The following is a 25,171-nucleotide window of genomic DNA, read 5'->3' on the forward strand; positions in this document are numbered from 1 at the left end:
GGGAAACGCATGCGCCGTCCGATCCTGTCCATCGCCTACGCGATAGCTGCCGCCGCGCTGTCGTGTGCTTCGGCCCGTGCCGAAACGGTAGCCACCGTCTCGTCGCCCAACGGGGTGCTGACCGTCGAGTTGGACCTGCACGAAGGCCGCGCCGGCTACCGCGTCGAGCGCTTCGGCGAACCGGTCATCGACACCTCCGCGCTCGGCTTCATGCTGCGCGGCAGCGGCAAGCTCGAACGCAACCTCGCGCTCGCCGACAGGGCGACCCGCAGCTTCGATGAGACCTGGGAACAGCCGTGGGGCGAGGACCGCTTCATCCGCAACCACTACAACGAGCTGCGCGCGACGCTGACCGAGACCATCGCACCGAACCGCACCTTCGACGTGGTGTTCCGCGTCTACGACGACGGCATCGGTTTCCGCTACGAGTTCCCCGAGCAGTCCGCCGTCGAGGAGTTCATCATCGACGACGAGTTGACCGAGTTCGCGCTCGCCGACCCCGCCGTCGCGTGGTGGATCCCCGCCGGTGAGTGGAACCGATACGAGTACCTGTACAACCGCACGCCACTCAACGAGGTCACCACCGCGCACACGCCGATGACCGTGCGCACCGACGACGGCCTGCACGTCGCCTTCCACGAGGCCGCGCTGGTCGACTACGCCGGCATGTGGCTGCGACGCGCCGAAGGCCGCCGCTTCCGCACCGAGCTCGCGCCGGCGTCGGAGGGCTGGAAGGTGCGCCGCACGCTGCCATTCAACACCCCGTGGCGCACCCTGCAGATCGCCGACAGCGCCGCCGCGCTGTACGCATCGTCCGACCTGATCCTCAACCTCAACGAGCCCAACAGGCTTGGCGACGTCAGCTGGTTTACGCCTTCCAAGTACGTCGGTATCTGGTGGTCGCTGCACCTGGAGGACGAGACCTGGGCCACCGGCCGCAAGCATGGCGCGACCACCGCCAACACGAAGCGCTACATCGACTTCGCCGCCGAGCACGGCTTCCGCGGCGTGCTGGTCGAAGGCTGGAACCCGGGCTGGGACGGCCAGTGGTTCGGCAACGGCTACGACTTCGACTTCACCCGCGCCACGCCCGATTTCGACATCGAGGCGCTGGCGGCCTACGCGAAATCCAAGGGCGTGCACCTGATCGGCCACCACGAGACCGGCTGCGCGGTCAGCCACTACGAGGACCAGATGGCCGACGCGTTCGCGTTCAACGAGCGGCTCGGCATCGACGTGGTCAAGACGGGTTACGTCTGCGACGCCGGCGGCATCGAGCGACGCCTGCCGGACGGTTCGATCGCGCGCGAATGGCATGACGGCCAGTGGAATGCCGGTCATCACCTGCGCGTGCTCCAAGCAGCGGCGAAGCACCACGTCGCGATCAACACCCACGAGCCGATCAAGGACACGGGCCTGCGCCGCACCTACCCGAACTGGGTCAGCCGCGAGGGTGCGCGCGGCATGGAGTACGGCGCCTGGGGCAACCCGACCAACCCGCCCGAGCACGAGGTCAACCTCGTTTTCACCCGCATGCTGTCCGGGCCGATGGACTACACCCCGGGCATCCTCAGCCTGCAGGGCCGCGGGCAGGCCATCCAGACCACCCTCGCCAAGCAGCTGGCGCTGTACGTGGTGCTGTACAGCCCGGTGCAGATGGCCGCCGACCTGCCGGAGAACTACGAGAAGCACATGGACGCGTTCCAGTTCATCAAGGACGTGCCGGCCGACTGGGCGCGCACCGAGGTGCTCAATGGTGAGGTCGGCGACTACGTGACCTTCGCGCGCAAGGGCCGCAACAGCGACGACTGGTACCTGGGCAGCATCACCGACGGAAACGGCCGCGTGCTCGAGGTGCCGCTGTCATTCCTCGACCCGGGCCGGCGCTACACCGCGCAGGTCTACCGCGATGGCGACGGCGCGCACTGGCACGACGCACCGTTCGCATTCGAGCGCGAAACCCGCACCGTCACCAGCGGCGACCGGTTGACCCTGCGACTGGCGGCCGGCGGCGGCCAGGCAATCCGCTTCGTGGCTGGCCCCGCGGCCGTCCCCTGACTGCGCTGCAGCCCCGATCAGCCGCCGCGTCGCACCAAGGGCGCCACCTCACCCGCGCGCCCGTCGAAGCGCGAACTGACCACCGCGATCGCCGTGTCGCCCTGCGACCAGTAGCGCGCCATGAGGCCGCCGTCCCTACGCTCGCCTTCGCGCATCCGGTGGGTACGTGGGCGCAGGTAGATGCCGAGCACTTCGCCGCCTCCGTTCTCGTAGACCAGCATCGCTGCGGCGCCCTCGGCGGTCGCCAGCATGCGTGCGCCACGCAGCCGGTAGCCCTGTTCGCTGAGGTCGGGCACGCGACCAGCCTCGTCGAAGTTGCGGACCAGCCAACGCTGCAGGCCGTCGCTGCGATCACCTTCGAAGTCCATGGCGACCTGGCTTTCCGACAGCAGGCGGTAGGCGGTGACGGCATCGGCCATCGGCGGGGCCGAACGCGCGTCGCGGCCATCCCGCGCCCACCAGCCACCAACACCACCCAGCCCGAGCGCAAGCACCAGGACGGCGGCGCGGGCCATGGTGTCCCAGCGTCGGGCGTGGACCCTACCCCGGACGCGCAACGGGTCCAGCCGCGGGGCCTCCGGCAGCGCCGCGCCGTCACCCAGTGCGGCGCGCAATGCCTCCGCGTCGGCCTTCCAGCCCCGCACGCGCGCGGCGGCATCCGGGTGCGCGGCCAGCCAGGTCTCGACCGCGGCACGCCGGCCCGCGCCCAGATGGCCATCCACGTAGGCATGCAGGTCGGAATCGGAGATCGGTTCGTTCATTTGACTATCCGCAAGGCTGTGGTGGGTGCGCGTCCGTCCGTCAGCGCGCGCAACCGGTCGCGTGCGCGCGACAACCGGGACATCACGGTGCCGATCGGCACACCCAGGGTTTCGGCGACCTCGCGGTAGCTGAGGCCCTCGACACCGACCAGCACCAACAGCGCGCGCTGCTCCGCCGGCAGCTGCTCCAACGCGGCCAGCGCGTCGCGCCCTTCGGTGATGCGCTCGGCCGATGGCGCGTGGACCGCGTCCGCCGCCCCCACCACCTCGAGCACGCGGCGCCAGCGCGTCGCCCGGCGTTGCTCGTCGATGAACTGCCGGTACAGGATTGAGAACAACCACGACTGCAGCGCCGCGGCCTTCCGTCGCGACGCCCACGCCCGCAGTGCACGCTCCAGCGCGGCCTGGACCAGGTCGTCCGCCGCCGTACCGTCCCGGGTGAGCGCGCGCGCGAACTGGCGCATCCGGGGGATCAGGTCGCGCAGGCGATCCTCATCCTGGTCCTGGTCCTGGTCCTGGTCATCCACCTTGAGGGCCTCCGCGGCGCAGGGCCGGATGGCGGGAAAAACGGTCATCGGTTGCACGGACATGCCAGTGTGACGAACCGTGACGCGGCTTATTCCCCGGCAGCGTTGGTGCGTCGATGGAATATAGGTCGCGCCCGTGCGTCCTACCATCGCCCCCACAGGAACAGCGACGGATGAACAACCCAGACCAGCCTCTCCCCGGTTCCGACCCAGGCCCCGACCCCAGCCCTGAGCGCCTCCGGCGGGCCCTCGCGCTGGCCGGCATCGGCGCGATTGCACTCGGCGCGGTCGGTGCATTTGCCTGGACCGCTGGCTGGCTGGGCGCCGACCGCCTCACTGCCGGCCAGGTGGTCGACGCGGTGGAAGCCAACGGCGGTCCGCACCCCGGCTTCCGCCGCGCGCATGCCAAGGGCGTCTGCATCACGGGCACGTTTACCGGCAGCGCCGAAGGACGCGCGCTGTCTGCCGCGGAGGCTTTCTCGGGCGAAACGCTGCCGGTGGTTGGACGATTTTCGATCGGCGGGGGCGACCCGCATGGTTCCGATGCCAGCGCACGGGTTCGCAGCCTGGCGTTGCAACTGGGCGGGCGCGGTGAACCGCAGTGGCGCATGGCCATGAACAGCTTTCCGTTCCTGGCCGTCGCCACGCCCCAGGCGTTCCATCAGCAGACCCTGGCCAGCCGGCCGGATCCCGCCACGGGCAAGCCCGACCCCGTCGCGATGGAAGCGTTCCTCGCCGCCCATCCGCGGGCCCGCGCATTCCAGCAGTGGGCCAAAGCCGCGCCGTGGTCCGACAGCTGGGCGAACACCGAGTACAACAGCGTCAATGCCTTCCGCTTTGTGGACGCCGATGGCAGCGAGCGCTTCGTGCGCTGGTCGATGCAGCCGCGCACCCCGTTCCGGGAGCTCGATGCGGCCGAGCGCGAACGCGCCGATGCCGGCTTCCTCGCCGCCGACCTGGACCAGCGCCTGCAAAGCGGGCCGCTGCACTGGGACATGGTGGTGACGCTGGCCGACCCCGGCGACGTGGTCGAGGATCCGTCGGTGCCCTGGCCGGACGCGCGCGACCAGGTGGTCGTCGGCACGCTGACGCTGCTGCATGCCGAGCCCCAGAGCACGGGCGCGTGCCGCGACATCAACTTCGACCCGCTGGTGCTCCCCCGTGGCGTGGCCGCGTCGGGCGACCCGATCCTGGCCGCACGCTCGGCCGCCTACGCGCAATCGTTCAACCGGCGGCAGCGCGAGCTGGCGCTGGGACAAGGCAACGCCGCCACCACGCAGGAAGCAACCCCATGAGTGCGCACGACACGAACCCCGCCCACTTCAACCGCACCGCGCGATGGCTGCACTGGCTGATGGCCGTGCTCATCATCGCGATGCTGTTCATCGGCGTCGGAATGGTCAGTTCGGTTTCCGCCCGGCCGTGGCTGATCGACCTGCACCGCCCAATGGGCATCGCGATCCTGTTGCTGGCCGTGCTGCGCCTGCGCAACCGGATGCGCCACCAACCGCCGGCATTGCCCGCATCACTGCCGGTCTGGCAACGCCGCGCCGCCCACGCCTCGCATTGGCTGCTGTATGGGCTGATGGTCGCGCTACCGGTGATCGGCTGGGCGATGCTTTCTGCCGCCGGCGACCCCGTGCGCATGGCGTCCGGCCTGGTACTGCCGCCGATCGCACCGCAGGACCCGCTCGTGTATGCCGCCCTGCGCGCCGCGCATGGATGGCTCGCCTACTTGCTGTTCGCGACCGTGGTGCTGCATGTGTCGGCCGCGCTGCTGCACGCATGGGTGTATCGCGACGGCGTGTTCGGCGCGATGACGGGAGCGCGCAAGCCGGGTTGACCGTCCGCGGCCGCGCTCAATTGGCTGGCGACGCCACCCGCCACGGTGGATGGCGGCGGTTGTCGCCCGCGCGGAACAGGCAGAGGCGGTTGCCGGAGGGGTCGGCCAGCCGCGCCTCGCGCCACAACCAGCGCTGGTCGGTTGGCGGCTGGTCGAACGCGATGCCGGCTGCGGCCAGCCGGGCCACCCGCGCGTCGAGGTCGTCGCACTCGAAGTACACCAGCACGCCGCTGCCCGGTTCGCTGCAACGCCCGCCGGACTCCTCCACCGCATGCAGCGAGAACGTCGCATCGCCGTCCGGGCACTCGAACCGCGCGTACCGCGGCGGCGAGTGGACGATCAGGGTGAACCCCATCGCCCGGTAGAACCCGACCGTCCCGTCGAACAGCGCCGCAGTGGTGGGCAGGGTGACCTGGTTGAGGTTCATGCGGTGGTGCCTGGGGCCGGTCAGGCCTTGCGTACGAATTCGGACTTGAGCTTCATCGGACCGAATCCGTCGATCTTGCAGTCAATGTTGTGGTCCTCGTCGACCAGCCGGATGTTGCGCACCTTGGTGCCGGCCTTGAGCGCGCCGCTGGCACCCTTGACCTTGAGGTCCTTGACCACGGTGACCGCGTCCCCGTCGGCAAGCACGTTGCCGACCGCATCGCGGTGCACGGTTTCCGACTCGGCGGCGGGCGCCGCGGACGGGTTCCATTCGTGCGCACACTCGGGACAGATCAGCATGTCGCCGTCGGCGTAGGTGTAGGTGGAGTTGCAGGCGGGACAGGCGGGCAGGTCGGTCATGGCTTACTCGATCGTGGTGCGGGAACGCGCGACGGCGCACGCCATTGTCGCCGATCGGCCCGCATCACCGGCGCTGGGGACGCGCCCCGTGCACGCAGCGCGCAAACAGCCGGCCCAGCTGCCGCAACAGGTACACGGCCGCTACCACGACCGACGCAACCATCAGCAGCACCGCGTGGTGGCCGAGCAGTGCATCCAGGATCACGCCGCACTCCATCGGGCGCGCATGCCAAATGCGCCCGGCAACGAGTTGCAATGCACACTGACCACGCGGTCAGAACTCGCGGCCATTGACCTGCACGCGCTTGATCGCGTCCAGGTCGATCCCTTCGACGCAACGCAGGTTGATCGCAGCCATCTCGGCCCCGTCCGGCATCTGTCCGAGCCCGAACGGCTGGCAGCCACAGGTTGGGCAGAACCGGTGCTGGATGACGTGGCGGTTGAAGGTGTACGTGCTCATCGTGTCCGCGCCGGAGATCACCTCCAGCGCCGCGCGCGGGACGAACCACAGCAGGAAGCCCTTCCGGCTGCAGTGCGAACAGTTGCACTCGATGGCCTGGTCGATCTCGCCGTCCACCGAAAACCGGACAGCCCCGCAATGACAGCTTCCACTCGGCATGAGACCCCTCCCGGGACGCTCGTACCTGCAGGACGAGCATTGCCCCCGATCGTCCGCCCGGCGGTCCGGTGGCGTCAACCGCCGTGGGTCGGGGGCCGAAACGTGTGAGCCGAGGCCGTCATGACTTCGCGCCCGCCATGATGATCCCCATCCCGAGCAGGCAGAAACCGACGCCGACCCAGTCCGTGACCGTTGGCCGCACCGAGTCCACGACCCACAGCCAGACCAGCGCGACGCTGATGTAGACGCCGCCGTACGCCGCGTAGACCCGGCCGGCCGCGTGTGGATGCAGTGTCAGCAGCCAGGCGAATGCCGCCAGGCTCAACGCCGCCGGCACCAGCAGCCAGGCCGAGCGGCCCTGCTTGAGCCACAGGTACGGCAGGTAGCACCCGACGATCTCGGCAAGCGCCGTGACCACGAACAGCCCGAAAACTTTCAGCATTTCCAAAACAGACGCCGCCTCCCGGAGTCGCCGCGCTACACCAGCCAACCGCGTGCAATCGCCCTGCGGCTGAACCAGACAAGGCCGATGCCCACGGCCAGCACGATCGCCTGCATGGCCACGGCCACCGGACCCGCGAGGGTCGCGCCGTCTGCCAGCACGAACAGGCCGAAGTCCTGGACAAGGATTCCGAGCAGCGAGAGGACAAACACCGGGAACGCCCACTTCCTGCGCAGCGACAGCCCGATCGAGCCGAGCACGCCCCCGAAAACCGCAACGGCGGTCGCCACAACGGCCCAGCCCGGGCGCGCGGCGTAAAGCGCCTGCTGGGCCTCGGGCAGCCGGGCGAGGTCGTCGGGCGAAAGACGAAGATCCGAGAAGAACGCAAGACAGCCGAGCAGGTTCCACAGCAACGCCACGATTGCGACGACCTTGAGTGAGACAGGCGGCTTCATTCGGTTCTCCCCGGCTTGTGAAAGGCGTAAGCGCCTCGTCGCAATCAACGTCAACTTGCCTCGTACGCGGCCCGGCGAAAAAGAATCCGGATGCATGGCAGAGGCCTCGCGACTGCCAAAGCCTACCCCCTAAGCAGCGCGCAGCCGCCCATGCATCCAAATGTTTGGGATCCGTACCTGCCTCCCCGCCCCAACCCACTCCGTTTTGCGGGTTAAGCCGCCCGTGGATAAGCTTTCCCGGCGCGTTCGCGCATTCAGGGGAAAGGGGATCAGATGATCAGCAGAAACATGGGACTGCCGCTCGCCGCGGCGGTGCTGGCATGCGCGTGCGGAACCGCCCACGCGGCCAAGGACGCGCCGGAGCGCCACGATCCGTCGCAAGGCGAACTGCTCTCGGGCATGGCACTGCACGCCGTGGCCGCGCATGACCGGCTCAAGAGCCAGATCACCTACGGCTACATCGATGTCGGTGACACCATCACCAACGCCACCAACAGCCTGTACATGAATACCCCCGGGCTCTCGTACGGCAGCGCCGCTGCCGCGGGCCTGGCCGGCGGGCTGATCGCGACGGCGCTCATCAACGCTGAAGCCAAGGCGTCCGCCCAGAACCAGGTGCGGGACGCGAACACCGTGTTCGAAGGTGCCCAGTGCAAGCTGTCGAACACCGACGCATTGCTGGGTGCGATCGAGCGCAGCGTCGCTGGCACGCCGTGGGGTGCCGGACGCGACATCCAGCGCCATGTGCTCGCGCCGGACCAATCGGTGGACGACCTGGTGACGCAGGACGAGCCGCGCTACGAACTGGTGGCGACCTACAGCATGACGCCGGACTATTCCGCGCTGGTCAGCTCGGTCACCCTCGGCGCCTACTCGCCGCAGCTGCCCGGCGCCCCATCGCGCTGGCAAAAGAAGCCCGCGTGGAGCGACGACCTGGTGGTGGTGTCGAATATCGTTCCGCTGGCCGACAAGACCCCGGCTGACATTGAAGCCGCCGTCGCCCGCGAGACCGCGCGTTACGCCGACTCCGGCGTATACAAATTGATCCAGGCCGCCAACGCAGGCGACCGCACCGCGCGGCGCGACGCCAGCGCAATGCTCAGGACCCACAAGTCGCGCCTGCGTGAGGCCAAGGGCGAGCGTTGGACGCCACGCGAAGCCGCGGCCGCGCGCGCGCGCATCTGGGCGGCCGACGATTGCAGCCTAGTCCACGCGGCGCTCACGCAGGGCGCGACCGACATCGAGACGCTGCTGGGCCGCCTGTTTGCCGGCTCGCTGCCCGCCCACTCGGAAGCCGTCCAGCCCGCGGTGCCGCTGCGCGACGATAGCGATCGCGTCGTGCAGCCACTTCCGGAGGGGCGGTACGTCGCACGCGCCGTCGATGCCGATGCACCACTCGGCTGGCGCTACTCGTGGTTCCCCGAGGACGAAACGGCGGAAGCGGAATAAGCCCGAGGCGGGGCCCTGCGCATGCGGGGCCCTGCTGGGCCGTGTCGGCTGCCGCTACTGGCTAGAGCGCTGCCGCTCCCGGCGCCCCGCTCATGGACACGTGCCCCGGTTGCGCCTTCACGCGCTCAAGCCATGCCCGTACGGCCGGATACTGCGCCAGATCAAACCCGCCTTCGTGCGCCACGTGCGTATAGGCGTAGAGGCCGATGTCCGCGATGCTGTACCGCTCCGCGACGAAGAATGCGCGCTGCGACAAGTGCTGCTCCATGACTCGAAGCGCGGCGTGGCCGGGCGCCATCTTCTCCTGCAGCCTGGCTTCCTGCTCCTCGGGTCGGCCGAGGTAGCGGACGATGTAGCGCGCGACCGCAATGTAGGGTTCGTGGCTGTACTGCTCGAAGAACAGCCACTGCAGGACCTGTGCACGTTCGAGACGCGCCGACGGCAGGAGCGGCGTGCCCTCTGCGAGGTAGTGGAGGATGGCATTCGACTCGGGCAGGTAGGTGCCGGGTTCGATCTCCAGCAGCGGTATCTTGCCGTTCGGGTTCCTGGCCAGGAACGCCGATGTACGGTTCTGCGTTTGCAGGATGTCAACGCGCACCCACTCGTGCGCCAGCCCAAGCTGTGCCAACACCAGCTTGACCTTGTAGCAGTTGCCTGACTTCAGATCGCCGTAGACGGTGAACACTCGTTCTTCCCCACCTATTCCTGTTGTGTGCTCTAGCGTCTGAATCATGCCGAGCCGCGGAGCCGATCCGGCTTGAATGAACTCTCAGGCTCGCGCCGTATAGCCAGAAGGAAGGTCGTCACCACCGAGACCATCACCGCAACGCCGAGTGCGGCGAGGTAGATGAGCTGCGGCAAGTGCTGGAAGGGCACATCGTGTGTGCCAGGCCGCGCACCGATTGCGGCCGACCACGGCCAAGACTAGCGCGCCGAGCTCAGAACTCCAGCCACCGAGCAGAAAGACCCACCGATGGAGCTCGGAGCCCCGACGGCCGAGCTATTTACTCGGAAGGTGGGACCAAGAGCTCCAACGGCCGAGCTCTGAGCTTCAACGGCCGAGCAGGTTGCCCGGAACATGGAGCCGGAAACCAGGGCTGCCGAGCAACGTGGCCCGCTGGTTGAGCTGCGAGCCCTATAACCCGAGGAAATTGCTTCGACGATGGAGCTACAAGCCCGGAGGCAAAGTGCCAAGCTGCAACGCCAAGTCCTTGTTCCGACGGCTTGCTTTATTGCTGCCTTAGCGGCCTAACGCTTGAGTTAAGGGTTGCTGCGAAGCGACATCCCCTTGAACGAATTGTTACGCCTCTTCTATACGGGATGACACCCTGTGGATACCCGTGGAAACAACCACGAGCACAACAATCGCCCACATAGCTCCGTGATATCGGTGCGCCTGAGTTTCGGAGACGTATCTAACAACACCGCGGGTTGCGATTGCGACCGGTCTGTCGGCCGAATGGACAGGACTGCCAGCAAGAACGTTGGATTGCTGGTGCATTGTCCAAGCTCCAAGTACGGCAAATGCACTAGCCAAAACTACCCAAGTTACCTTGTTCCGCGCGGTCAAACGCTTGGGTAAACGAAGCAGTCCTACACCCAACGCAACAACACAGAGTGCGATGGCAACTTGGACAGACGCTGCGGACAAGACTGCGACGAGAGCTTCCATGGGGCTTAACACTTGAATTAAGCCGCGCCGCGAAGCGGCGTCGGCTTGAATGAATTGTTAGCGCGCACTGGCAATTGCCAATAACGATCTGCCAAGCAGTGCCAAGAAGAACAAGCCACTTATAACGCGAATGTTCCTTTGGAAATTGGGAGTTGCATAGCCCGGCGCCGTCGACTTACTTATCGTTATGAACACAAAAAGGAGATAGGTAAAGAGAAGTCCGCCAAGCAATTTTGCGCACAGCCATAGCAGTTCTGGCAACTCGAATGGTGCGGAGATCGAGTCGTCAGCGAAGACGCCGATAGCCAATGCCGCGCCAGTTGTTATACCGACGTACGCCGCACCAATGCCGAGAGCTGCGTTGGGGATATAGACGCTCAGCAACCGGTCCAGACGTCCTTGCGGGTCAAATGAAGAGCCTCTTATTGCAACTTTTGCAGACAGGTAAAGCAAGGAAACGCTGAAGAAAACTGCAAATGTTCCTGGCGCACGATTCTCGCCAATCAATTTCAAAGTGCTTTCAGCCCAAAGCCCATGAATCCCGAAACTCGCAAGAACAAATCCAAGAACGAAGAATAGGGTCAGCGATCCTCCGGCGACACGAAAGGATATGGGGTGATTGGCAAGATGCTTCTTGATATGGGATAGGTCCAAGGAATGCCTCTTTGTGTGCGCTAACGCCTGAGTTAAGACGGCCCGCCCGAGGTGAACCGGGTGGTGCCGAGGCCGCGAAGCGGGCTCGGCTTGAACGAATTGTTAGGCTGCACCCTTTAAGCAAACTGATTTGCTTGAACTTCAGGCCAAAGTACTACGTTTGATCCAAGCCGCTTCGTGGCCTTAACGCCACCGTCCGAAGAAATTACGAATGCGATTGCGTCCTCGTAGGAAGATACGAACCGGAACGCAGAACGATGGCGCGTTCCATAAGACTCGATGGACACGCGCCTTAATGTCGATGCGTCCGGATTCGCGGATAGTTGAATATTCTGCAGCGTGGGAGATTGGGCTGTTATTTCCCCGCCGAATCCGATGAGTCGCATTTTTGTAGTGAGGATCAGCGCGCCGTCAACAGATGAAAGCGAAGCGATGAAGCGCAGGCAATCAGAGAGGGATTCGCGATTCTCGAGTCGCCTCGACTCAAGTATTGAGATGCTTTGGTAGTCATTTATTGCAATCGGTTTCTTTGATTCCCATAAAGGGAAGTGCAGGGCGTAGTACTTGTTGTGTAGCTCCAAGCTTTGAATCATCAAGTTCCACGCAAAGTCATAGTTGCATTGGTGCTTGATTGTTATTCTGTCCGTTAGTCGTGAATCATTGGGTGATAGATGGTCTGGAACGACGATGAGTGTGCCTCCATGCCCAAGTTCGCGAATGCCTGAAAGAATTCTCGAAAGGCACATGTCGTAGAAGCGGTGCGGGTAATCATCATCGTCACCATCCTCGTCCCAAACCTTTTGCTCCAGTTTTTCAATGGCTTCTTTGTATAGGAGTTCACGTGCTGGCTGGAAATGCGAGCTGACTGGTCCCCAATGCAAAGCCGATCCCATTGGGACATACACGGAGCCGCTTCTCAAAGAGAGTAGTGTGAACCCACCAGAAGAGATGGTGAGCTCGCCGGGTCCTTGGCTGTAAATTGCAAAATTCTCTGGCGGAGGTGTTCCGCTGCTTGACTCATGACGGGAGAAATTCCACCAATTGGCGCCCGTATCCAAGATGGCCCACACACGCCATTCGCCTTTGACATAGTCAACACAAATCATGCTTCGTATTGCGTCGGCCGCTGGAGCCAGGCGTCGAAGTTCGGCGATCGTGAATTGGCGATCATTCGAAAATTCAGCTAAGCGCGAATTTTCACGACTAACCCTTGTCGCTCCCCGCTTTTTGCCCTTGTCTCGCGGCAAATAGAGAATACGGAAAGTGAGTTTTCGGCCTTCTTCGCGAAGAAGACTGGTTTGATACGCCAGATCAAGTAGCTCTTTTAGGGCGTCATCATCAGGTAGGGAGGGGCGCGGACGGCTATGAAATCCGGTCGACGCCTTCCAGGCGCTTTTGATCTGAGGAAGTAGTTCGGGTGGGTAGATAATCGACATGTGCAGCCTAACGCCTGAGTTAAGCCGACTTGCGTAGTGGAGCCAAAGCCATGGCAAGCTTTTTGGCCATGGCTTTGGTGTAACGAAGCAAGTTCGGCTTGAACGAATTGTTAGGGCTCACCACCGTGACAACCCATAACAGGAAACGCCAACCCCAAATAGCAGTTGGGCTACAAGTAGAACTCGAATGGCGAACGTGTAGCGCACTACCGAACCTTGCTCGATCGCGTCAATTGCAAAGAGCCGATACTTTTCTGGAAATTCTGCCTCAATCTCCTTTAGTGCGGGGATTGTGATGTTGAGCAGTTGGCGGCTCCGGGAGTCAACGAGCCAGAAAACTAAAGCGAGCAATGCGATGAACAGCCCGAGCAGTACGAGAAGCTTTGGATCCAGGTCCTTCTCAAGAGCGGTGAACACGCCACCGTCTGCAAAAATAGAGAGTAGTACGAAGAAGTTGAACCCCTTCAACCGCTGCTCGGCATTGAACTTGAAGTGGTCCCAGACAAGATTTTTGCCGTCCATGAAGCCCCCTGTGAGCCCTAACACCAGAATTAAGCCGTGCCGCGAAGCGGCATCGGCTTGAATGAATTGTTAGGCGCCAACTGCGGACTGCAGCGCCCTGACGGAAGACTGCCAACTCTCAAAGTCATCGCTCTCTTCCCACAGTTCACGAAGCTCAGAATCCGGCCCCACGATGCGAGTGAGCGCAGCTTGCGCCTTGGACAGGAGATCTGGAGATGGCTTGACGGCGAGAGATTTGAGCCAAGTGTCTACTTTCTCGGTATAAGCATCAGCTTGCGTCCCGCGCCCGAGCGCTTTGGCCAAGACTTCTGCTGCAGCGACGGCCTCAACAGCTACATCTGAGTCCAGGTAGTCGTTGCCATTGTCCAGAACGTTCTGGAGGGCCTGAGCGACTAGAGAAAAGTCCGTTTGATCCTCAAGGTCGTACGCCCAATCGTTTGCAGAGTCGTTGCCAAAAGGTTCGTGCGACCAGGTTCCCACGTTGGAATCTCCTTGAAGTTTGGATTGGCGCCTAACACCGGAATTAAGCCGACCCACAACGCGTGAGTCGGGAGTTGAACCGAAGCCCCAGCAGCGAACATGCCTGCAACTAAGACGAAGTGGGTTCGGCTTAAATGACCTGTTAGGCGGTGCTGCCTTGGGTGCTGGCGGACCCGCCAACACCACACCCCACGCCCGCCACCAGCCGAAACAGTACCAGCCCGCGGCGACCGGCGCCTTACCCTGAAAGCCAAAGGCTTACGTGCAGCCGAAGATGGCTCCGCAATGATTGAGTCGACTTGCTGGAGCAACGGACCGGCCGGCCCGACGTGGCTGCCGAAGGACCCCAGCCGGAGCCAGCGTGGGATGAGCACGAGTCACGCCGCCAGTCGCAACGCTATTTCCCGAAGAAGCGAGTGCGGCAGAACCTTCCAGCAGCAGCCGCCTAACACCTGAGTTAAGCCGCGCCGCGAAGCGGCGTCGGCTTGGACGAATTGTTAGCCGTTGACCGGGAACACATACACGCTGCCGTCTTCTACAGCAATGTTCTCGAGGTCGGCTTCCGAGGTTGGAGCGCCGGCCACCGGAATACGCACGGTTGCGCAATAGTTCTCGCGGTTCTCTAAGAACGCGACGACTTCTCCGGCCTCGTAGTCCGGATACGCGATGCACGACGCGATGGCTGAGCCCTCCTGGACCTTCTCCGACAGGCTGGCTTGAATAGCGCTAAGCAGCTCCGGAATTTGTTCGACCGAATCGTACGCAGCCACAGATACGTCGAGCCCGCCGTCTGGCAGGAGCAGAAGACCCATAGGAAAAACCTCGGACCGCTCCGCCAGCATTCGATTGGCACGCCCAACGAGCTGAGCTACGAGCTCTTGGAATTGGTCTTCCGAGTTATCCACGTACTGTCCTCAACGGCTAACACCAGAATTAAGCCGTGCCGCGAAGCGGCATCGGCTTGAATGATTTGTTAGGCATGTTCTGCCCGGATAAGAATCTGCGTGATCTTGCGCTGAAATAGCAGCAAAAGGGCAACAACGGCCAGTGGAACCCACGAGTCCAGGAAGAACCCGCTGACGAGGGAGAGGAACACGGCGACGAGTACCCCCAAAGCGGCAGATCGCTCTCCTGTGACGCGGAAGTCCCGGCGACACTTGGGGCAGACGGTGTACACGAGCGAGGCCGTCTTGAAGGTGGTGCTTTGTTCCGGCAGTGGGACAGCCGGAATGGTAGTTCTCGCCTCTTCAAGCGAGATTTCATTGCGGCAGTTTGGGCAGCAGATGAGTGTCCGGAACATGCCTAACGCCTGAGTTAAGCCGACTTGCGTAGCGTAGGCGACAACGTGGCAAGCTTTACCTGCCACGTTGTTGGTGTAGCGAAGCAAGTTCGGCTTGAACGAATTGTTAGGTTGCAGCCAGCGAGCTGTGAGGCCACAAAACTCTGGAAAGCAGCTTGCCGAGAAGGGCGCCAAATATGCTAGCGAGCAAGGTGGAAGTTAAGCCGAGCCAGTTAAACCGTGCCATCTGAAAAATTGTCGTGAGCTCCACTGCTGGAGATGCGATGGCCGCAAGGATGACGAGAGTAGCCGCCCAGTAGATGCTCCAAAGAGCGATAGCTGCGCCAGTGAAGCGGCCTTTGGCAATTAGCGAACCAACTGCGACTGAAATAAAGAATATGAGCCCTGACGTTGCGGCTATTGAACGGAAAAGAGCATCAGTGTCTGCGACGATAAATGGGGCTGGATGCAGCAGATCTGCTGCGTGTTGAAGCAGCGCTTGAAGCGCGATCGTTACAGCAATACCGATTGCGATGCGGAGCTTCACTGTCCAGTCCCCTTGATGGTCGTCAGCGACCTAACGCCTGAGTTAAGCCGACTTGCGTAGTGGAGCCAAAGCCATGGCAAGCTTTCTCTGCCATGGCTTTGGTGTAACGAAGCAAGTTCGGCTTGAACGAATTGTTAGGCGCCTAGCGGGACGCCCTCCGGGGAGCATGGTACGACGTCTTGGACAGCCACCCGGCAGCACGACACTTCACCGCCCAGATCCATGTGCGACTCAAGATGAGCACAGACCAGAGCGCCCGACTGCTCAAACCACAAGTGGTCCAGGCAGTCGGTCTCGTATGCCAAGGGGAGAGAGTCCGATGTGATGCCTTCGAAGGCGAACGTGGCCAAGTGATGCTTTTCCAGCACGTAATAGCCAGCCGGGTCTACGCGATCTGTCATGGAAAACACGTGGATGCGAAGGCGCAGCGTATCGTCGCTTCGCTCTACCGACAGGACGTTTGCATCATGAAACGACGGCCAAGAGCCCATGGCGCCGATTAGCCGGTCTGCATTCTGCACGAGCGAGGATGTTTCCATAGACGCCTAACACCAGAATTAAGCCGTGCCGCGAAGCGGCATCGGCTTGAATGACTTGTTAGGGCGCAACAGCATGAGCCGCACCCTTTCCGTTCTTGACCAAGTAGATGATACGGCCGGATGGCACCTCTTGATTCAGGGTGAACCGGATCTTCGCGGTACACCGGCACGCCGCAACCGGCTCACCGCCGCTGTCCGTGTCAATTGCTAAGGTGAGCGAACCCCAGTCGGGCAAGAATTGAGGTCGCGTGACGCGCTCGCCGCAACTCAGTCCGACCAGTCCAGATACTAGTAAGCGAGCATCGGCGCGCTCGACGGTAAGTCGATCTTGGCCATATGGATCGTAACTTTCATCGCAGGCAGCAAGCTCTTCAAAGCTGAAGGACTCGGCAGAGGACGCCGTGCCTGCGAATGCAGCAACCAAGAAAGCTATGAGTAACGTGAGCCTATCCATTGCGCCCTAACACCTGAGTTAAGCCGCGCCGCGAAGCGGCGTCGGCTTGGACGAATTGTTAGGCCCCGCACTACGTTGGCGCACGACAGGGACCATGCCGGATTTTACCGTTCCGGAAAAGTAGCCGCCGCCCTCTAGGTATACGCACGGCTTGGGATACTTGGCATAGATCCAAGCCGGCACTCGACCGGTGATCTGCACCGTACCACCCTGCGCTGCGGTGCCATGCCCAGGGATGCGTCCGCCCTCAATTGGCGGATCTGTGGGAAAACGATCGCCGGACCCGTCGCAGTTGACGACTGTCAGCCGTGCGTAAAGCTCTCGCCGCTTGATGGTCGCCGCGTCTGAAGAGCGGAGCGTCGCGTGGATGACGACATCTTCTTTGCCGTCGTAGGCGACGGCAGAAAGCAGGGGCGGCCGAAACTCGCAGCCGCTAAGACCAATCGCTAGTCCGACAAGGCCAGCCGGCACCACCCAAAACCGCACGCGCCAAGCTGTCGCCATAGGGGCCTAACACCTGAGTTAAGCCGCGCCGCGAAGCGGCGTCGGCTTGGACGAATTGTTAGGCCGGGGCGACATTACCGAAGAGCCTCGCCTACTTGACTGTCGCTGAGAGGGAGCCGACCTGTGACGACCTTGCAGATGCGTGCGCCAGCGCTTGCTGCAGCTTCTTGGAACGCGCGCTCTTCGACGTTCGTGTAGCCGCCTACAGCTTCCGGGACAAGGTGGACGAGCACACTGGGCTTTACCGGAAACAGGCCACTCGAGGCGAGCTCCCGGAACACGGCCCGAAAGCAAGCCTCCACAGCCATGAAGTCGCCCATAAGGGTGCGAGGATGGCTTAGAGCACCGCACTCCTTGCGGACGCTCCCGGCCCCAATCCTCCGGGCGGCTACGTGGCCTGCATGGATCTGCATGTAAATGATTGGCTTGCTGAACACGTTGGTTCCCCGGCCTAACACCTGAGTTAAGCCGTGCCGCAAAGCGGCATCGGCTTGGACGAATTGTTAGGGCGCTGCAACCGGACGCTCCCCGACTGTGGCCTTGCCGAAAGAGTATCAGCGGAACGAGCCGTCAGCTGCGCACCTGACAAGCGAGGCAGGCACGGCGCTTTACCGATGGCCCCGCGGCGCGCGATGCAGCCGAAGCCGTGATGCAGAAGCGCCACGAACGGTCCGAAGCAATCCCCAGAAGCGAATGTGTCTTTGCTGCGGCCTAACGCCGGAATTAAGCCGACGCCACTTGTGGCGTTCGGCTTGAATGACTTGTTAGGCGGCGCTGCTCCACCACCTGACTGAACTCCCCAGCGCCAGCCTTGGCCAACCCGCCACCACCCGAAACAGTAGCAGCCCAGGCCGACCGGCGCTTTACCCGGAACCCTCAAGGCGACGTGCCGCCGAAGATGGCCCCGCAATGATTGAGCCGTGTTGCCGAAGCCGTACAAGCAGACTGCCGCGGGGAGTTGCCGAAGGACACCGGCCGGAGCCGGTGAAGGTTAAGCTCGCGCCGCACCACACGCTGCGACGGACCGACCGAAGAAGCGAGTGCCGAAAAACTTTCAGCAGTACCGCCTAACACCTGAGTTAAGCCGACCTGCGTAGCGTAGCCGACAACACGGCAAGCTTTACCTGCCATGTTGTTGGTGTAGCGAAGCAGGTTCGGCTTGAACGAATTGTTAGGCCGGGCCCGAATGGCTCTTGCGAGGTGCGACCCACATAGTAATTAGTGCCTCAAATACGGGCTCCGCTTGTTGATCCCGCACCACGACGTTGACTTTGAATTCACCAGGTGCCGACCAATCGATTTGCGACTGGGGCGTAGCGATGGCAACTAGGTCAGTCTTTGCCATCTTGAGGTACTTCACGGTCATACCCTTGGGGATCCAGCGGTGTGTGGAGGGAATGGTTACCTCAGTCATTGTGCCGCCTGCGAGTTCCGCCATATTGCACATGGCAACGGCATGCACCGTTCCTATGTGGTTTAGCACGGCCCGGCGCTTCCGCATCCGCACCTCGCAATATTGTGGACGAAGCTCCTCGAACCTCGGGCGAATGCTGCCAAAGTACGGCGCCTTTACGCACAGTAGGCGCGAGAACGCCCACTTCCCAGCCGGTTTAGAAGCAAAGCTTTGCCAGAGGTCTAACGTGGTACGGCGCACGGCGTCTCCAAAATGACAACTGCTAGGGAAATTTGATAGCGGCCTAACGCCTGAATTAAGCCGCGCCGCGAAGCGGCGTCGGCTTGAATGAATTGTTAGCGCCCACCTACTGCACGGCCAAGAGCGCGGTCATGCCAACATAGTCCTGTTGCTCTAGCAGCTGCAGCCAGCGCGCCACCAGATCGTATCCCAGCAGGGCGCCGGCAGCGGCCTGAAATGCCTGCGGCTGCTCATGCCCTACAGCCGACCGCATGAGCGAGGTAGAAGGCTTTTCTAAGCCGCGGCCAGAAAGGGTCTTGAGAAAGGCGTCCAAGGCGTGCCGCATCTCGGGGGTGCCGTATTGAACTGCCACAAAGTCCGCCGGGAGCTTCTCAACCTTGATAAGCACGGCGACGAATTGCCAGGTCAGCAGATCTACGGTAGCAGTTACAAAGACCGAGTCCTCGCCATACAGGTCAAGAAACGCATTCGAAAGATGAGGCCCGAAGCCCTGCTCAGGGTCGATCTGGATGGTCCCGGCAGGCACGCCGGCGGGTCGTTCGCTTTGCACGTCTCAGTGACCTCGCTGTGGGCGCTAACGCCTGAGTTAAGCCGACTTGCGTAGTGGAGCCAAAGCCATGGCAAGCTTTTTCTGCCATGGCTTTGGTTTAACGAAGCAAGTTCGGCTTGAACGAATTGTTAGGCGCGGCCCTCGTTGGCCTGGCCCGCCGGTGTTTGATGGTGCAACGCAAGCCGCCAACTACCGCCTATACGAACATACGTGGAGCTGCACTGCGCAGCATAGGCCGAGTTTCCACTCCCACGATCTGCCTGCACGACATATGCGAGCACGACAATGTCTGCAGTTGATGCCGCATAGTGTTTTTGAATGAATGAGACGTTCTGCCAACGTGAAGCCGACCGAATCGACTCTATGGTCGCTGCGCGCTCAAGCACCCCGACCGGCGCTGGAAGCACCATAAAAGATTCAGGTGCGAGAGTGCGCTCATAGAAAGCTGCGTCACCGACCCAAAATTGCTCCTCAAGACGCCAGAGTTCCTGTTCTTGACTCATCACGATCTCCGAATGTCTACAGCCACGCCTAACGCCGGAGTTAAGCCGACGCCACTTGTGGCGTTCGGCTTGAATGACTTGTTAGGCGGCGCTGCTCCACCAGCTGACTGAACTCCCCAGCGCCAGCCTTGGCCAACCCGCCACCACCCGAAACAGTAGCAGCCCAGGCCGACCGGCGCTTTACCCGGAACCCTCAAGGCGACGTGCCGCCGAAGATGGCCCCGCAATGATTGAGCCGTGTTGCCGAAGCCGTACAAGCAGACTGCCGCGGGGAGTTGCCGAAGGACACCGGCCGGAGCCGGTGAAGGTTAAGCTCGCGCCGCACCACACGCTGCGACGGACCGACCGAAGAAGCGAGTGCCGAAAAACTTTCAGCAGTACCGCCTAACGCCTGAGTTAAGCCGACTTGCGTAGCGGAGGCAACAACATGGCAAGCTTTTTCTGCCATGTTGTTGGTGTAGCGAAGCAAGTTCGGCTTGAACGAATTGTTAGGCCGCATTTGCCAGCTGAAATAACTGCCTGACTTGCGGCCGAGTGAGCACCCAAAGCTGCCAGAGCGCGATTGCTAGACCAACCGCAGCGATAGCTGGGCCTACAAAAGAGGGCAGTGTGCCAGTTTGACCCCAGCCGGAATAGACGATGGGCTGCTCACTGATGAGCGCGGCTACGCCCAGCACAGAAGAAGCGACGGCGGTAAGGCAAGCGCAAACAAGTGCAGCAACTCGCCAGGGCCGACTGTGCCGCAGCAAGCCGACGCCGATGAAGAGCCCCAAGATGCCGAGGTTAAGTGAGATGCTCCCGCGCGCAACGTCAAGTGCCATGTCCACGCCAGCGAGAGCGCCGAACAAGCAGAAAACGACTGCGACAGCTTTGAGCGCGAAATGTCCGTTATTCACGATGTTCCCCTTGCGGCCTAACACCTGAGTTAAGCCGCGCCGCGAAGCGGCGTCGGCTTGGACGAATTGTTAGGGCTCAGCATAGTTTACTGCGACCATGTACTGGCCTTGCTCCATAGCGGTAACGGAGACCCAGGCCTTCCGGTTCTCAAGCATGGGGTGAGCGCCGAACTGAAAGCGCTGGCCCGGAGCCAAGCCCGGGGCCTGAGCACTAAAAGCTGCGACTACCGCTTCCGATGTAGCAGGCGCGATAGCCAACCCGGACAGCTCCACGCCTCCGAAATCTGCCTCGAGCTGCGATACGGCTGAGCGGACCGCCGCTTCCGCAGCTGCGAGGTCGCTGCCCATGTAAGCGATGAGCATGACTCGGACCAGCCGTTCCCCATTGAAGTAGAAGGAGATCGGGACATGCGTGCCTTGGAACGGCCCGGCCTGTGACCCGAGATCGCCGTTTTTGAAGGGGTAGTACGGGCCATACTCTTTTTGGGCCTGAACCTGCTCACGGCTCATGCCGAAGGACCAGCCCAGGTAGCCTGTCGCGAAAGCACAGGTGGGTACGAGCAGTAACGCGGCGCAAAGTAATTTCAAGAGCTTCATAGGTCCGGTCTGAGCCCTAACGCCTGAGTTAAGCCGACTTGCGTAGCAGAGCCGACAACGTGGCAAGCTTTACCTGCCGCGTTGTTGGTGGAGCGAAGCAAGTTCGGCTTGAACGAATTGTTAGGCCCCGGCCCGTTACCCCTTGATGCGGTACGAGAAGACGCCCTGACCAACGGAAGTGTATGACGGATCAGTGCCGCTGCTGCCAGCAAAGGCAGACGAGCGCGGCACAAACAAGCCTCGCTCTTCCACGAAGGAAGATGACAGCACGAGGTACAGACCGTCCGGCGAGCTATAGACACGCTCAGGGCTCAGCTGGGCCACAACGGATGGCCAATGCGGGGCAGGAATTTCTCCGTCGGGAGCGGCCTGGCTAAGCACCGCAGGAGCGACCGCCGCCAGTTGTATCAACTGAGCGGAGTCCGTTGTGCGAGTACAGCCAGCAGCGATCACGGCTGCAAGGATTGTCACCAGTAGCGCTTTAGCAACCATAGGGGCCTAACACCTGAGTTAAGCCGACTTGCGTAGTGGAGGCAAAGGTATGGCAAGCTCTTCTGCCATACCTTTGCCGTAACGAAGAAAGTTCGGCTTGAACGAATTGTTAGGGCGCACGTACTGCACTACGAATTGCCTTCTTGTGCTTGGCGAATATGTATCGTGACTCATACATGCGGATATAGGTAACACTTTTCCGTGCTGAGGTGAGAAGCACTGTCAAGCGAGCATCCTCCTTGTCATGACCTGTAGGCTCGTCGGGGTTTGGTTTCCATTTATAGTGGACGAAGGAGTTCCGTTCGTTGGCGACGGCTAGAATCACCTTTCTGTGGGCTGGGTTAATCACTGGAAGTTCCAATAGCTCGAACGCCCACCCTGTTTTTGCTTCAAGCGTTAATGAGCGAATGATCTCAATCAAGGTTTTTTGTTGAATCTTTCGCTTTCTCAATGCAGTGGCAAGGATGTAGTTGATGGAGTGTTCGAAATATGTTGCAAAAACGAGAAGGCTGAAATCTGGCTGATCCTTCTTTAAGTATGCGATAGCAGCCTCTAGTATTGATTCTCGATGGTCAATGATGACTTCGATGTGCGCATGCTTGATTAGTTCTAGTACTTTCTCTGCTAGGCGCTTGCCGGAGATATCTTCTGAAGAAATTATTCCTTGCGAGAATGCGTCGCTTACGATGCTCTCAAGTAGCTCTTGTCGTAACTTGTCAATGCCAGCAGAGTCCATAAATGCGCCCTAACGCCTGAGTTAAGCCGACTTGCGTAGCGGAGCCGACAACATGGCAAGCTTAACCTGCCATGTTGTTGGTGGAGCGAAGCAAGTTCGGCTTGAACGAATTGTTAGGCCGCACGAGCACGCCACTCAGCTAAACGGCGGTCTAGTACAGGTCTAAGCTTATCGAAGCTCTCCCAGCTATCAGCGATGTGGTACAGGCTATCCCTACCAGCAGGGAGGTTTTGGCCAAGAGTCTCCTCATAGTCCGCAAGATAGCCTCCAGACTCCACGTCGAAGTACGAGCTCGCGAAGGCGTTGCCCTCCACGGATAGATCCTCGTCTGTGAACTTGCCGTCGCAGGCAGACAAGAAGAACGCTCCTGGCGTCACCGACCTCTTCGTCAGCTCGGGAATATCTTCGGGGAAATCTGTGGTGTGAAGCTCGCCGGAAAGCCCCGCCAACAATGCCCATGCAATGAACATGCCTGTATGAGTAGCGCCAGCCTCGCGCGGTAGATCTGCCGGGAAGTCGCCGCCGTAGTGCCAAGATGCGTCGTCGTATTTCATGCGGGCTAACGCCTGAATTAAGCTGCGCCGCGAAGCGGCGTCGGCTTGAATGAATTGTTAGGCGGCACGCTGATGATGCCGCTTGATAGTGTCAAAACAGAACTCACAGACAACAACCAGAACTTCGGCGTGCTCATTAGTCCAGTGTCCGGCCTTTATCAAGCGCTCCTCGCAGGATGCGCACCAGCCTTGTGGCTCAGGTGATTCCTCGTCGGGCGCGACTTCATAGAAGCCGAGACGTCGATCGCGCTCCGACGCCACATGGCAGCAGACGAAAGCAAGACCAGCATTGCCGTGAGTGCCGCATTTCACCGTTCGCGAAGTTCTGTCCATGCCGCGTAACGCCAGAATTAAGCCGTGCCGCGAAGCGGCATCGGCTTGAATGATTTGTTAGGCCTTCCTTCTCAAGGCGGCCACTACCTTATCCCACAAGGATATATCAAAGTCCTCAGATAGCATCAGCGAAGCCGCGGAAGGATTTATGTTAACGATCTCACGATATTTCTGCTGGAAAGCGAAACCATCTTCTCTGTATTGCTTCAGCGAGTCTGCGAGCGCTCCAATTTCGTCAGTTCTTATGACCAATCGAACGGCTGTTCCTTCATACGAACAGGATGAATAGCTTTTGCCGCCCTTCGCTTTCGTAAGCATCATCCCTGTATCGCCACTTGCGATAAAGAAGTTGCCGCCGTTCCGACATATGCGGCTCGTCATGTAGAGACCAAAGCCGGAGTTTGCCCAGGGCCCCCGCTGCCGCCTTGACCCCTTGAACGCTCGACCTGAAACCGCTGGCATTAGTGCGTAGTTGACGGCGGACTTGTCATTATTTACGTCGAGATGTGGATTTCTCTGTAGTGTTGTCCGAAGACCCACTCCCCTATCGACTATCGCGACCTCAACACGACTCTTCGTTGGCCAGTATTGCGCGCAGATTCCAATTTGTTCGGATTCGCTATGCTCGACAACATTTCTAATTATTTCTCTTATCGAATAAGAGAGAGTGTCGAACAAGTCGCCCGAATCAGAGCCGCACAGCATCTGAGCCAGGTGCTTGGCTCTGGATTCCACGACGTCGCCAACTTCGGTCCGCTCGGAATAGGCTTCGTCTCTGAGCTCGTCGCAGCTCAGAATATTGACAGGTAGATGGCGAGAGCTCCCATTCTTGTCTCCTGGCTTCCGCGGAGTGTCGTGATACCCGAACGCGTTGAAGAATCCCATGCTTGCGGCATAGGTCATTCGTTCGTGGTTTTTGCACGTGAAGGACTCGACGCTGTTTCTCGATGCAGTCCTCTGGAGTTCGCTGGATATCAACAGCATTGCGAAGGGTTCAACTGATCCTTCGCCGCCAAACTCGGCGGTGATAGATCTCGCGCCTTCGATCTTCGCAAGATCAATGGAGAGCTTGAGCGCCGTTGGAAGAGTCAGCGTGCGCGGAATTTTTACGATTACATCAGACATACGTTGGAAGGCCTAACGCCTGAGTTAAGCCGACTTGCGTAGTGGAGCCAAAGCCATGGCAAGCTTTTTCTGCCATGGCTTTGGTGTAACGAAGCAAGTTCGGCTTGAACGAATTGTTAGCCCCCGGGACACAGCTACAGTTTACCGATAGGCCAGAATATTCTTTTGCTTGGAGATAGCGACCGGGCAACCTCTTGCCAGCGAGCGTACCAATTAGCGTACTCGACCACCTTTATATTTCCTCTCTCGGCATCAATGTTGCAGCCGATGATCTCGCTGTGGATCTCACGAACTGCCAAGCCCGCTGCGGAGTGCCCCAGATACATGAATTCGCTAGCTACGTGGGCTAGATCCTTCACCGCATCCGTGCCAGAAATGTTTAGCGTCTCGTCGTACCCCACAAAGTTGATGCTTCTCACAACCCGCAAGGCTTCGTTCCTAAGGTCGGAGAATCGCGTGTACCGGGTAACGATCAAGCTGGAGTAAAGACCGCTAATGATGCCGATTGGCAAGCTGAGTAGCAGTCCGACCAAGGCTTCTTCTGTCATAGGGCTAACACTTAGTAGACCCCAAAAACGGGGTGTATTCCGGATGGTACTCCGTCGCAGAAGCCTTGGGACGCTCACAACAGCGCACTCTCACGACATAGTGACCCGTCGCAAGTCCCGGGAAATGCTGCATCTCAGCGGCGGTATCTCTTACCG

27 protein-coding genes are annotated in these 25,171 nt (G+C 61.1%); 4 read left to right on the plus strand and 23 right to left on the minus strand.

The window, feature by feature from the left end; translation table 11 throughout:
• Nucleotides 1–9 precede the first annotated feature (9 nt).
• Nucleotides 10–2,058 carry a glycoside hydrolase family 97 protein gene (locus ACKVMH_RS00730; RefSeq protein ID WP_412698865.1) on the plus strand — a complete coding sequence of 683 codons (2,049 nt, stop codon included), beginning with the start codon at nucleotides 10–12 and terminating at the stop codon, nucleotides 2,056–2,058.
• A gap of 17 nt (nucleotides 2,059–2,075) precedes the next feature.
• Here ACKVMH_RS00730 and ACKVMH_RS00735 read toward each other — a convergent pair whose 3' ends face one another.
• The gene (locus ACKVMH_RS00735) at nucleotides 2,076–2,819 is read right to left on the minus strand and encodes an anti-sigma factor family protein (protein WP_412698866.1); all 744 of its coding nucleotides are present in this window, start codon (nucleotides 2,817–2,819) and stop codon (nucleotides 2,076–2,078) included.
• Nucleotides 2,816–3,409, minus strand: a complete 594-nt coding sequence (locus tag ACKVMH_RS00740; RefSeq protein WP_412698867.1) for a sigma-70 family RNA polymerase sigma factor — start codon at nucleotides 3,407–3,409, stop codon at nucleotides 2,816–2,818. Before ACKVMH_RS00740 ends, ACKVMH_RS00735 begins: the two co-directional genes overlap by 4 nt.
• Before the next feature lie 110 nt (nucleotides 3,410–3,519).
• Here ACKVMH_RS00740 and ACKVMH_RS00745 point away from each other — a divergent pair, with 110 nt between their 5' ends.
• Both ACKVMH_RS00745 and ACKVMH_RS00750 read left to right on the plus strand, forming a co-directional pair.
• Entirely contained in the window at nucleotides 3,520–4,641 is a 1,122-nt protein-coding gene (locus ACKVMH_RS00745) for a catalase family peroxidase (protein WP_412698868.1), read from the plus strand.
• Complete coding sequence (locus ACKVMH_RS00750) at nucleotides 4,638–5,189, plus strand: cytochrome b (protein ID WP_412698869.1); 552 nt, start codon at nucleotides 4,638–4,640, stop codon at nucleotides 5,187–5,189. Before ACKVMH_RS00745 ends, ACKVMH_RS00750 begins: the two co-directional genes overlap by 4 nt.
• A 16-nt stretch (nucleotides 5,190–5,205) precedes the next feature.
• Here the strand turns inward: ACKVMH_RS00750 and ACKVMH_RS00755 are convergent, their stop codons facing one another.
• From ACKVMH_RS00755 to ACKVMH_RS00780, 6 genes are all read right to left on the minus strand, one after another.
• The gene (locus ACKVMH_RS00755; RefSeq protein WP_412698870.1) at nucleotides 5,206–5,616 is read right to left on the minus strand and encodes a VOC family protein; all 411 of its coding nucleotides are present in this window, start codon (nucleotides 5,614–5,616) and stop codon (nucleotides 5,206–5,208) included.
• Nucleotides 5,617–5,636: 20 nt separating this feature from the next.
• A complete protein-coding gene (locus ACKVMH_RS00760; RefSeq protein ID WP_215219207.1) occupies nucleotides 5,637–5,975 on the minus strand; it encodes a zinc ribbon domain-containing protein YjdM in 339 nt (112 codons plus the stop codon).
• A gap of 64 nt (nucleotides 5,976–6,039) precedes the next feature.
• Complete coding sequence (locus tag ACKVMH_RS00765; protein ID WP_215219206.1) at nucleotides 6,040–6,180, minus strand: hypothetical protein; 141 nt, start codon at nucleotides 6,178–6,180, stop codon at nucleotides 6,040–6,042.
• Nucleotides 6,181–6,249: 69 nt separating this feature from the next.
• Entirely contained in the window at nucleotides 6,250–6,594 is a 345-nt protein-coding gene (locus ACKVMH_RS00770; protein ID WP_413840096.1) for a GFA family protein, read from the minus strand.
• A 118-nt stretch (nucleotides 6,595–6,712) separates the two neighbouring features.
• Nucleotides 6,713–7,036 carry a YnfA family protein gene (locus ACKVMH_RS00775; RefSeq protein WP_215219202.1) on the minus strand — a complete coding sequence of 108 codons (324 nt, stop codon included), beginning with the start codon at nucleotides 7,034–7,036 and terminating at the stop codon, nucleotides 6,713–6,715.
• A 35-nt stretch (nucleotides 7,037–7,071) separates the two neighbouring features.
• A complete protein-coding gene (locus tag ACKVMH_RS00780; RefSeq protein WP_412698872.1) occupies nucleotides 7,072–7,491 on the minus strand; it encodes a hypothetical protein in 420 nt (139 codons plus the stop codon).
• Between the two features lie 273 nt (nucleotides 7,492–7,764).
• Here ACKVMH_RS00780 and ACKVMH_RS00785 point away from each other — a divergent pair, with 273 nt between their 5' ends.
• On the plus strand, nucleotides 7,765–8,940 hold the full coding sequence (locus ACKVMH_RS00785) for a hypothetical protein (RefSeq protein WP_412698873.1): 1,176 nt from the start codon (nucleotides 7,765–7,767) through the stop codon (nucleotides 8,938–8,940).
• A gap of 61 nt (nucleotides 8,941–9,001) precedes the next feature.
• Here ACKVMH_RS00785 and ACKVMH_RS00790 read toward each other — a convergent pair whose 3' ends face one another.
• The 15 genes from ACKVMH_RS00790 to ACKVMH_RS00860 form a co-directional block, all read right to left on the minus strand.
• A complete protein-coding gene (locus ACKVMH_RS00790) occupies nucleotides 9,002–9,625 on the minus strand; it encodes a glutathione S-transferase family protein (RefSeq protein ID WP_412698874.1) in 624 nt (207 codons plus the stop codon).
• A gap of 1,044 nt (nucleotides 9,626–10,669) precedes the next feature.
• A complete protein-coding gene (locus tag ACKVMH_RS00795) occupies nucleotides 10,670–11,266 on the minus strand; it encodes a hypothetical protein (protein WP_412698875.1) in 597 nt (198 codons plus the stop codon).
• Nucleotides 11,267–11,382: 116 nt separating this feature from the next.
• Nucleotides 11,383–12,702, minus strand: coding sequence for a putative sensor domain DACNV-containing protein (locus ACKVMH_RS00800; protein WP_412698876.1), 1,320 nt, complete (start codon nucleotides 12,700–12,702; stop codon nucleotides 11,383–11,385).
• 117 nt (nucleotides 12,703–12,819) lie between these two features.
• Entirely contained in the window at nucleotides 12,820–13,224 is a 405-nt protein-coding gene (locus ACKVMH_RS00805; RefSeq protein WP_412698877.1) for a RipA family octameric membrane protein, read from the minus strand.
• 69 nt (nucleotides 13,225–13,293) lie between these two features.
• Nucleotides 13,294–13,704 (minus strand): DUF4259 domain-containing protein, encoded by a 411-nt coding sequence (locus ACKVMH_RS00810; protein ID WP_343256224.1) that lies wholly within the window; start codon nucleotides 13,702–13,704, stop codon nucleotides 13,294–13,296.
• Nucleotides 13,705–14,201: 497 nt separating this feature from the next.
• A complete protein-coding gene (locus tag ACKVMH_RS00815; RefSeq protein WP_412698878.1) occupies nucleotides 14,202–14,609 on the minus strand; it encodes a hypothetical protein in 408 nt (135 codons plus the stop codon).
• Nucleotides 14,610–14,677: 68 nt separating this feature from the next.
• Nucleotides 14,678–15,004 carry a hypothetical protein gene (locus tag ACKVMH_RS00820; protein ID WP_412698879.1) on the minus strand — a complete coding sequence of 109 codons (327 nt, stop codon included), beginning with the start codon at nucleotides 15,002–15,004 and terminating at the stop codon, nucleotides 14,678–14,680.
• Nucleotides 15,005–15,110: 106 nt separating this feature from the next.
• Nucleotides 15,111–15,530, minus strand: coding sequence for a hypothetical protein (locus ACKVMH_RS00825; protein WP_412698880.1), 420 nt, complete (start codon nucleotides 15,528–15,530; stop codon nucleotides 15,111–15,113).
• 2,668 nt (nucleotides 15,531–18,198) lie between these two features.
• On the minus strand, nucleotides 18,199–18,681 hold the full coding sequence (locus tag ACKVMH_RS00830) for a hotdog fold domain-containing protein (protein ID WP_412698881.1): 483 nt from the start codon (nucleotides 18,679–18,681) through the stop codon (nucleotides 18,199–18,201).
• A gap of 106 nt (nucleotides 18,682–18,787) precedes the next feature.
• The gene (locus tag ACKVMH_RS00835; RefSeq protein WP_412698882.1) at nucleotides 18,788–19,207 is read right to left on the minus strand and encodes a hypothetical protein; all 420 of its coding nucleotides are present in this window, start codon (nucleotides 19,205–19,207) and stop codon (nucleotides 18,788–18,790) included.
• Nucleotides 19,208–19,359: 152 nt separating this feature from the next.
• Nucleotides 19,360–19,734 (minus strand): nuclear transport factor 2 family protein, encoded by a 375-nt coding sequence (locus ACKVMH_RS00840; RefSeq protein ID WP_412698883.1) that lies wholly within the window; start codon nucleotides 19,732–19,734, stop codon nucleotides 19,360–19,362.
• A 965-nt stretch (nucleotides 19,735–20,699) separates the two neighbouring features.
• The gene (locus ACKVMH_RS00845; protein ID WP_412698884.1) at nucleotides 20,700–21,227 is read right to left on the minus strand and encodes a hypothetical protein; all 528 of its coding nucleotides are present in this window, start codon (nucleotides 21,225–21,227) and stop codon (nucleotides 20,700–20,702) included.
• A gap of 601 nt (nucleotides 21,228–21,828) precedes the next feature.
• On the minus strand, nucleotides 21,829–22,455 hold the full coding sequence (locus tag ACKVMH_RS00850) for a hypothetical protein (RefSeq protein WP_412698885.1): 627 nt from the start codon (nucleotides 22,453–22,455) through the stop codon (nucleotides 21,829–21,831).
• 113 nt (nucleotides 22,456–22,568) lie between these two features.
• Nucleotides 22,569–23,009, minus strand: a complete 441-nt coding sequence (locus ACKVMH_RS00855) for a DUF7832 domain-containing protein (RefSeq protein WP_412698886.1) — start codon at nucleotides 23,007–23,009, stop codon at nucleotides 22,569–22,571.
• Between the two features lie 390 nt (nucleotides 23,010–23,399).
• On the minus strand, nucleotides 23,400–24,467 hold the full coding sequence (locus tag ACKVMH_RS00860; RefSeq protein ID WP_412698887.1) for a hypothetical protein: 1,068 nt from the start codon (nucleotides 24,465–24,467) through the stop codon (nucleotides 23,400–23,402).
• Nucleotides 24,468–25,171 lie beyond the last annotated feature (704 nt).

It is taken from the genome of Lysobacter zhanggongensis, assembly GCF_046638635.1.
Taxonomy (GTDB): domain Bacteria; phylum Pseudomonadota; class Gammaproteobacteria; order Xanthomonadales; family Xanthomonadaceae; genus Novilysobacter; species Novilysobacter luteus.

What these genes read in the sequence shown, in the direction of transcription:
- ACKVMH_RS00730 (WP_412698865.1), top strand. Translation starts at nt 10, where the DNA reads ATGCGCCGTCCGATCCTGTCCATCGCCTACGCGATAGCTGCCGCCGCG.
- ACKVMH_RS00735 (WP_412698866.1), bottom strand. Translation starts at nt 2,819, where the DNA reads ATGAACGAACCGATCTCCGATTCCGACCTGCATGCCTACGTGGATGGC.
- ACKVMH_RS00740 (WP_412698867.1), bottom strand. Translation starts at nt 3,409, where the DNA reads ATGTCCGTGCAACCGATGACCGTTTTTCCCGCCATCCGGCCCTGCGCC.
- ACKVMH_RS00745 (WP_412698868.1), top strand. Translation starts at nt 3,520, where the DNA reads ATGAACAACCCAGACCAGCCTCTCCCCGGTTCCGACCCAGGCCCCGAC.
- ACKVMH_RS00750 (WP_412698869.1), top strand. Translation starts at nt 4,638, where the DNA reads ATGAGTGCGCACGACACGAACCCCGCCCACTTCAACCGCACCGCGCGA.
- ACKVMH_RS00755 (WP_412698870.1), bottom strand. Translation starts at nt 5,616, where the DNA reads ATGAACCTCAACCAGGTCACCCTGCCCACCACTGCGGCGCTGTTCGAC.
- ACKVMH_RS00760 (WP_215219207.1), bottom strand. Translation starts at nt 5,975, where the DNA reads ATGACCGACCTGCCCGCCTGTCCCGCCTGCAACTCCACCTACACCTAC.
- ACKVMH_RS00770 (WP_413840096.1), bottom strand. Translation starts at nt 6,594, where the DNA reads ATGCCGAGTGGAAGCTGTCATTGCGGGGCTGTCCGGTTTTCGGTGGAC.
- ACKVMH_RS00775 (WP_215219202.1), bottom strand. Translation starts at nt 7,036, where the DNA reads ATGCTGAAAGTTTTCGGGCTGTTCGTGGTCACGGCGCTTGCCGAGATC.
- ACKVMH_RS00780 (WP_412698872.1), bottom strand. Translation starts at nt 7,491, where the DNA reads ATGAAGCCGCCTGTCTCACTCAAGGTCGTCGCAATCGTGGCGTTGCTG.
- ACKVMH_RS00785 (WP_412698873.1), top strand. Translation starts at nt 7,765, where the DNA reads ATGATCAGCAGAAACATGGGACTGCCGCTCGCCGCGGCGGTGCTGGCA.
- ACKVMH_RS00800 (WP_412698876.1), bottom strand. Translation starts at nt 12,702, where the DNA reads ATGTCGATTATCTACCCACCCGAACTACTTCCTCAGATCAAAAGCGCC.
- ACKVMH_RS00805 (WP_412698877.1), bottom strand. Translation starts at nt 13,224, where the DNA reads ATGGACGGCAAAAATCTTGTCTGGGACCACTTCAAGTTCAATGCCGAG.
- ACKVMH_RS00820 (WP_412698879.1), bottom strand. Translation starts at nt 15,004, where the DNA reads ATGTTCCGGACACTCATCTGCTGCCCAAACTGCCGCAATGAAATCTCG.
- ACKVMH_RS00840 (WP_412698883.1), bottom strand. Translation starts at nt 19,734, where the DNA reads ATGAGTCAAGAACAGGAACTCTGGCGTCTTGAGGAGCAATTTTGGGTC.
- ACKVMH_RS00845 (WP_412698884.1), bottom strand. Translation starts at nt 21,227, where the DNA reads ATGAAGCTCTTGAAATTACTTTGCGCCGCGTTACTGCTCGTACCCACC.
- ACKVMH_RS00850 (WP_412698885.1), bottom strand. Translation starts at nt 22,455, where the DNA reads ATGGACTCTGCTGGCATTGACAAGTTACGACAAGAGCTACTTGAGAGC.
- ACKVMH_RS00855 (WP_412698886.1), bottom strand. Translation starts at nt 23,009, where the DNA reads ATGAAATACGACGACGCATCTTGGCACTACGGCGGCGACTTCCCGGCA.
- ACKVMH_RS00860 (WP_412698887.1), bottom strand. Translation starts at nt 24,467, where the DNA reads ATGTCTGATGTAATCGTAAAAATTCCGCGCACGCTGACTCTTCCAACG.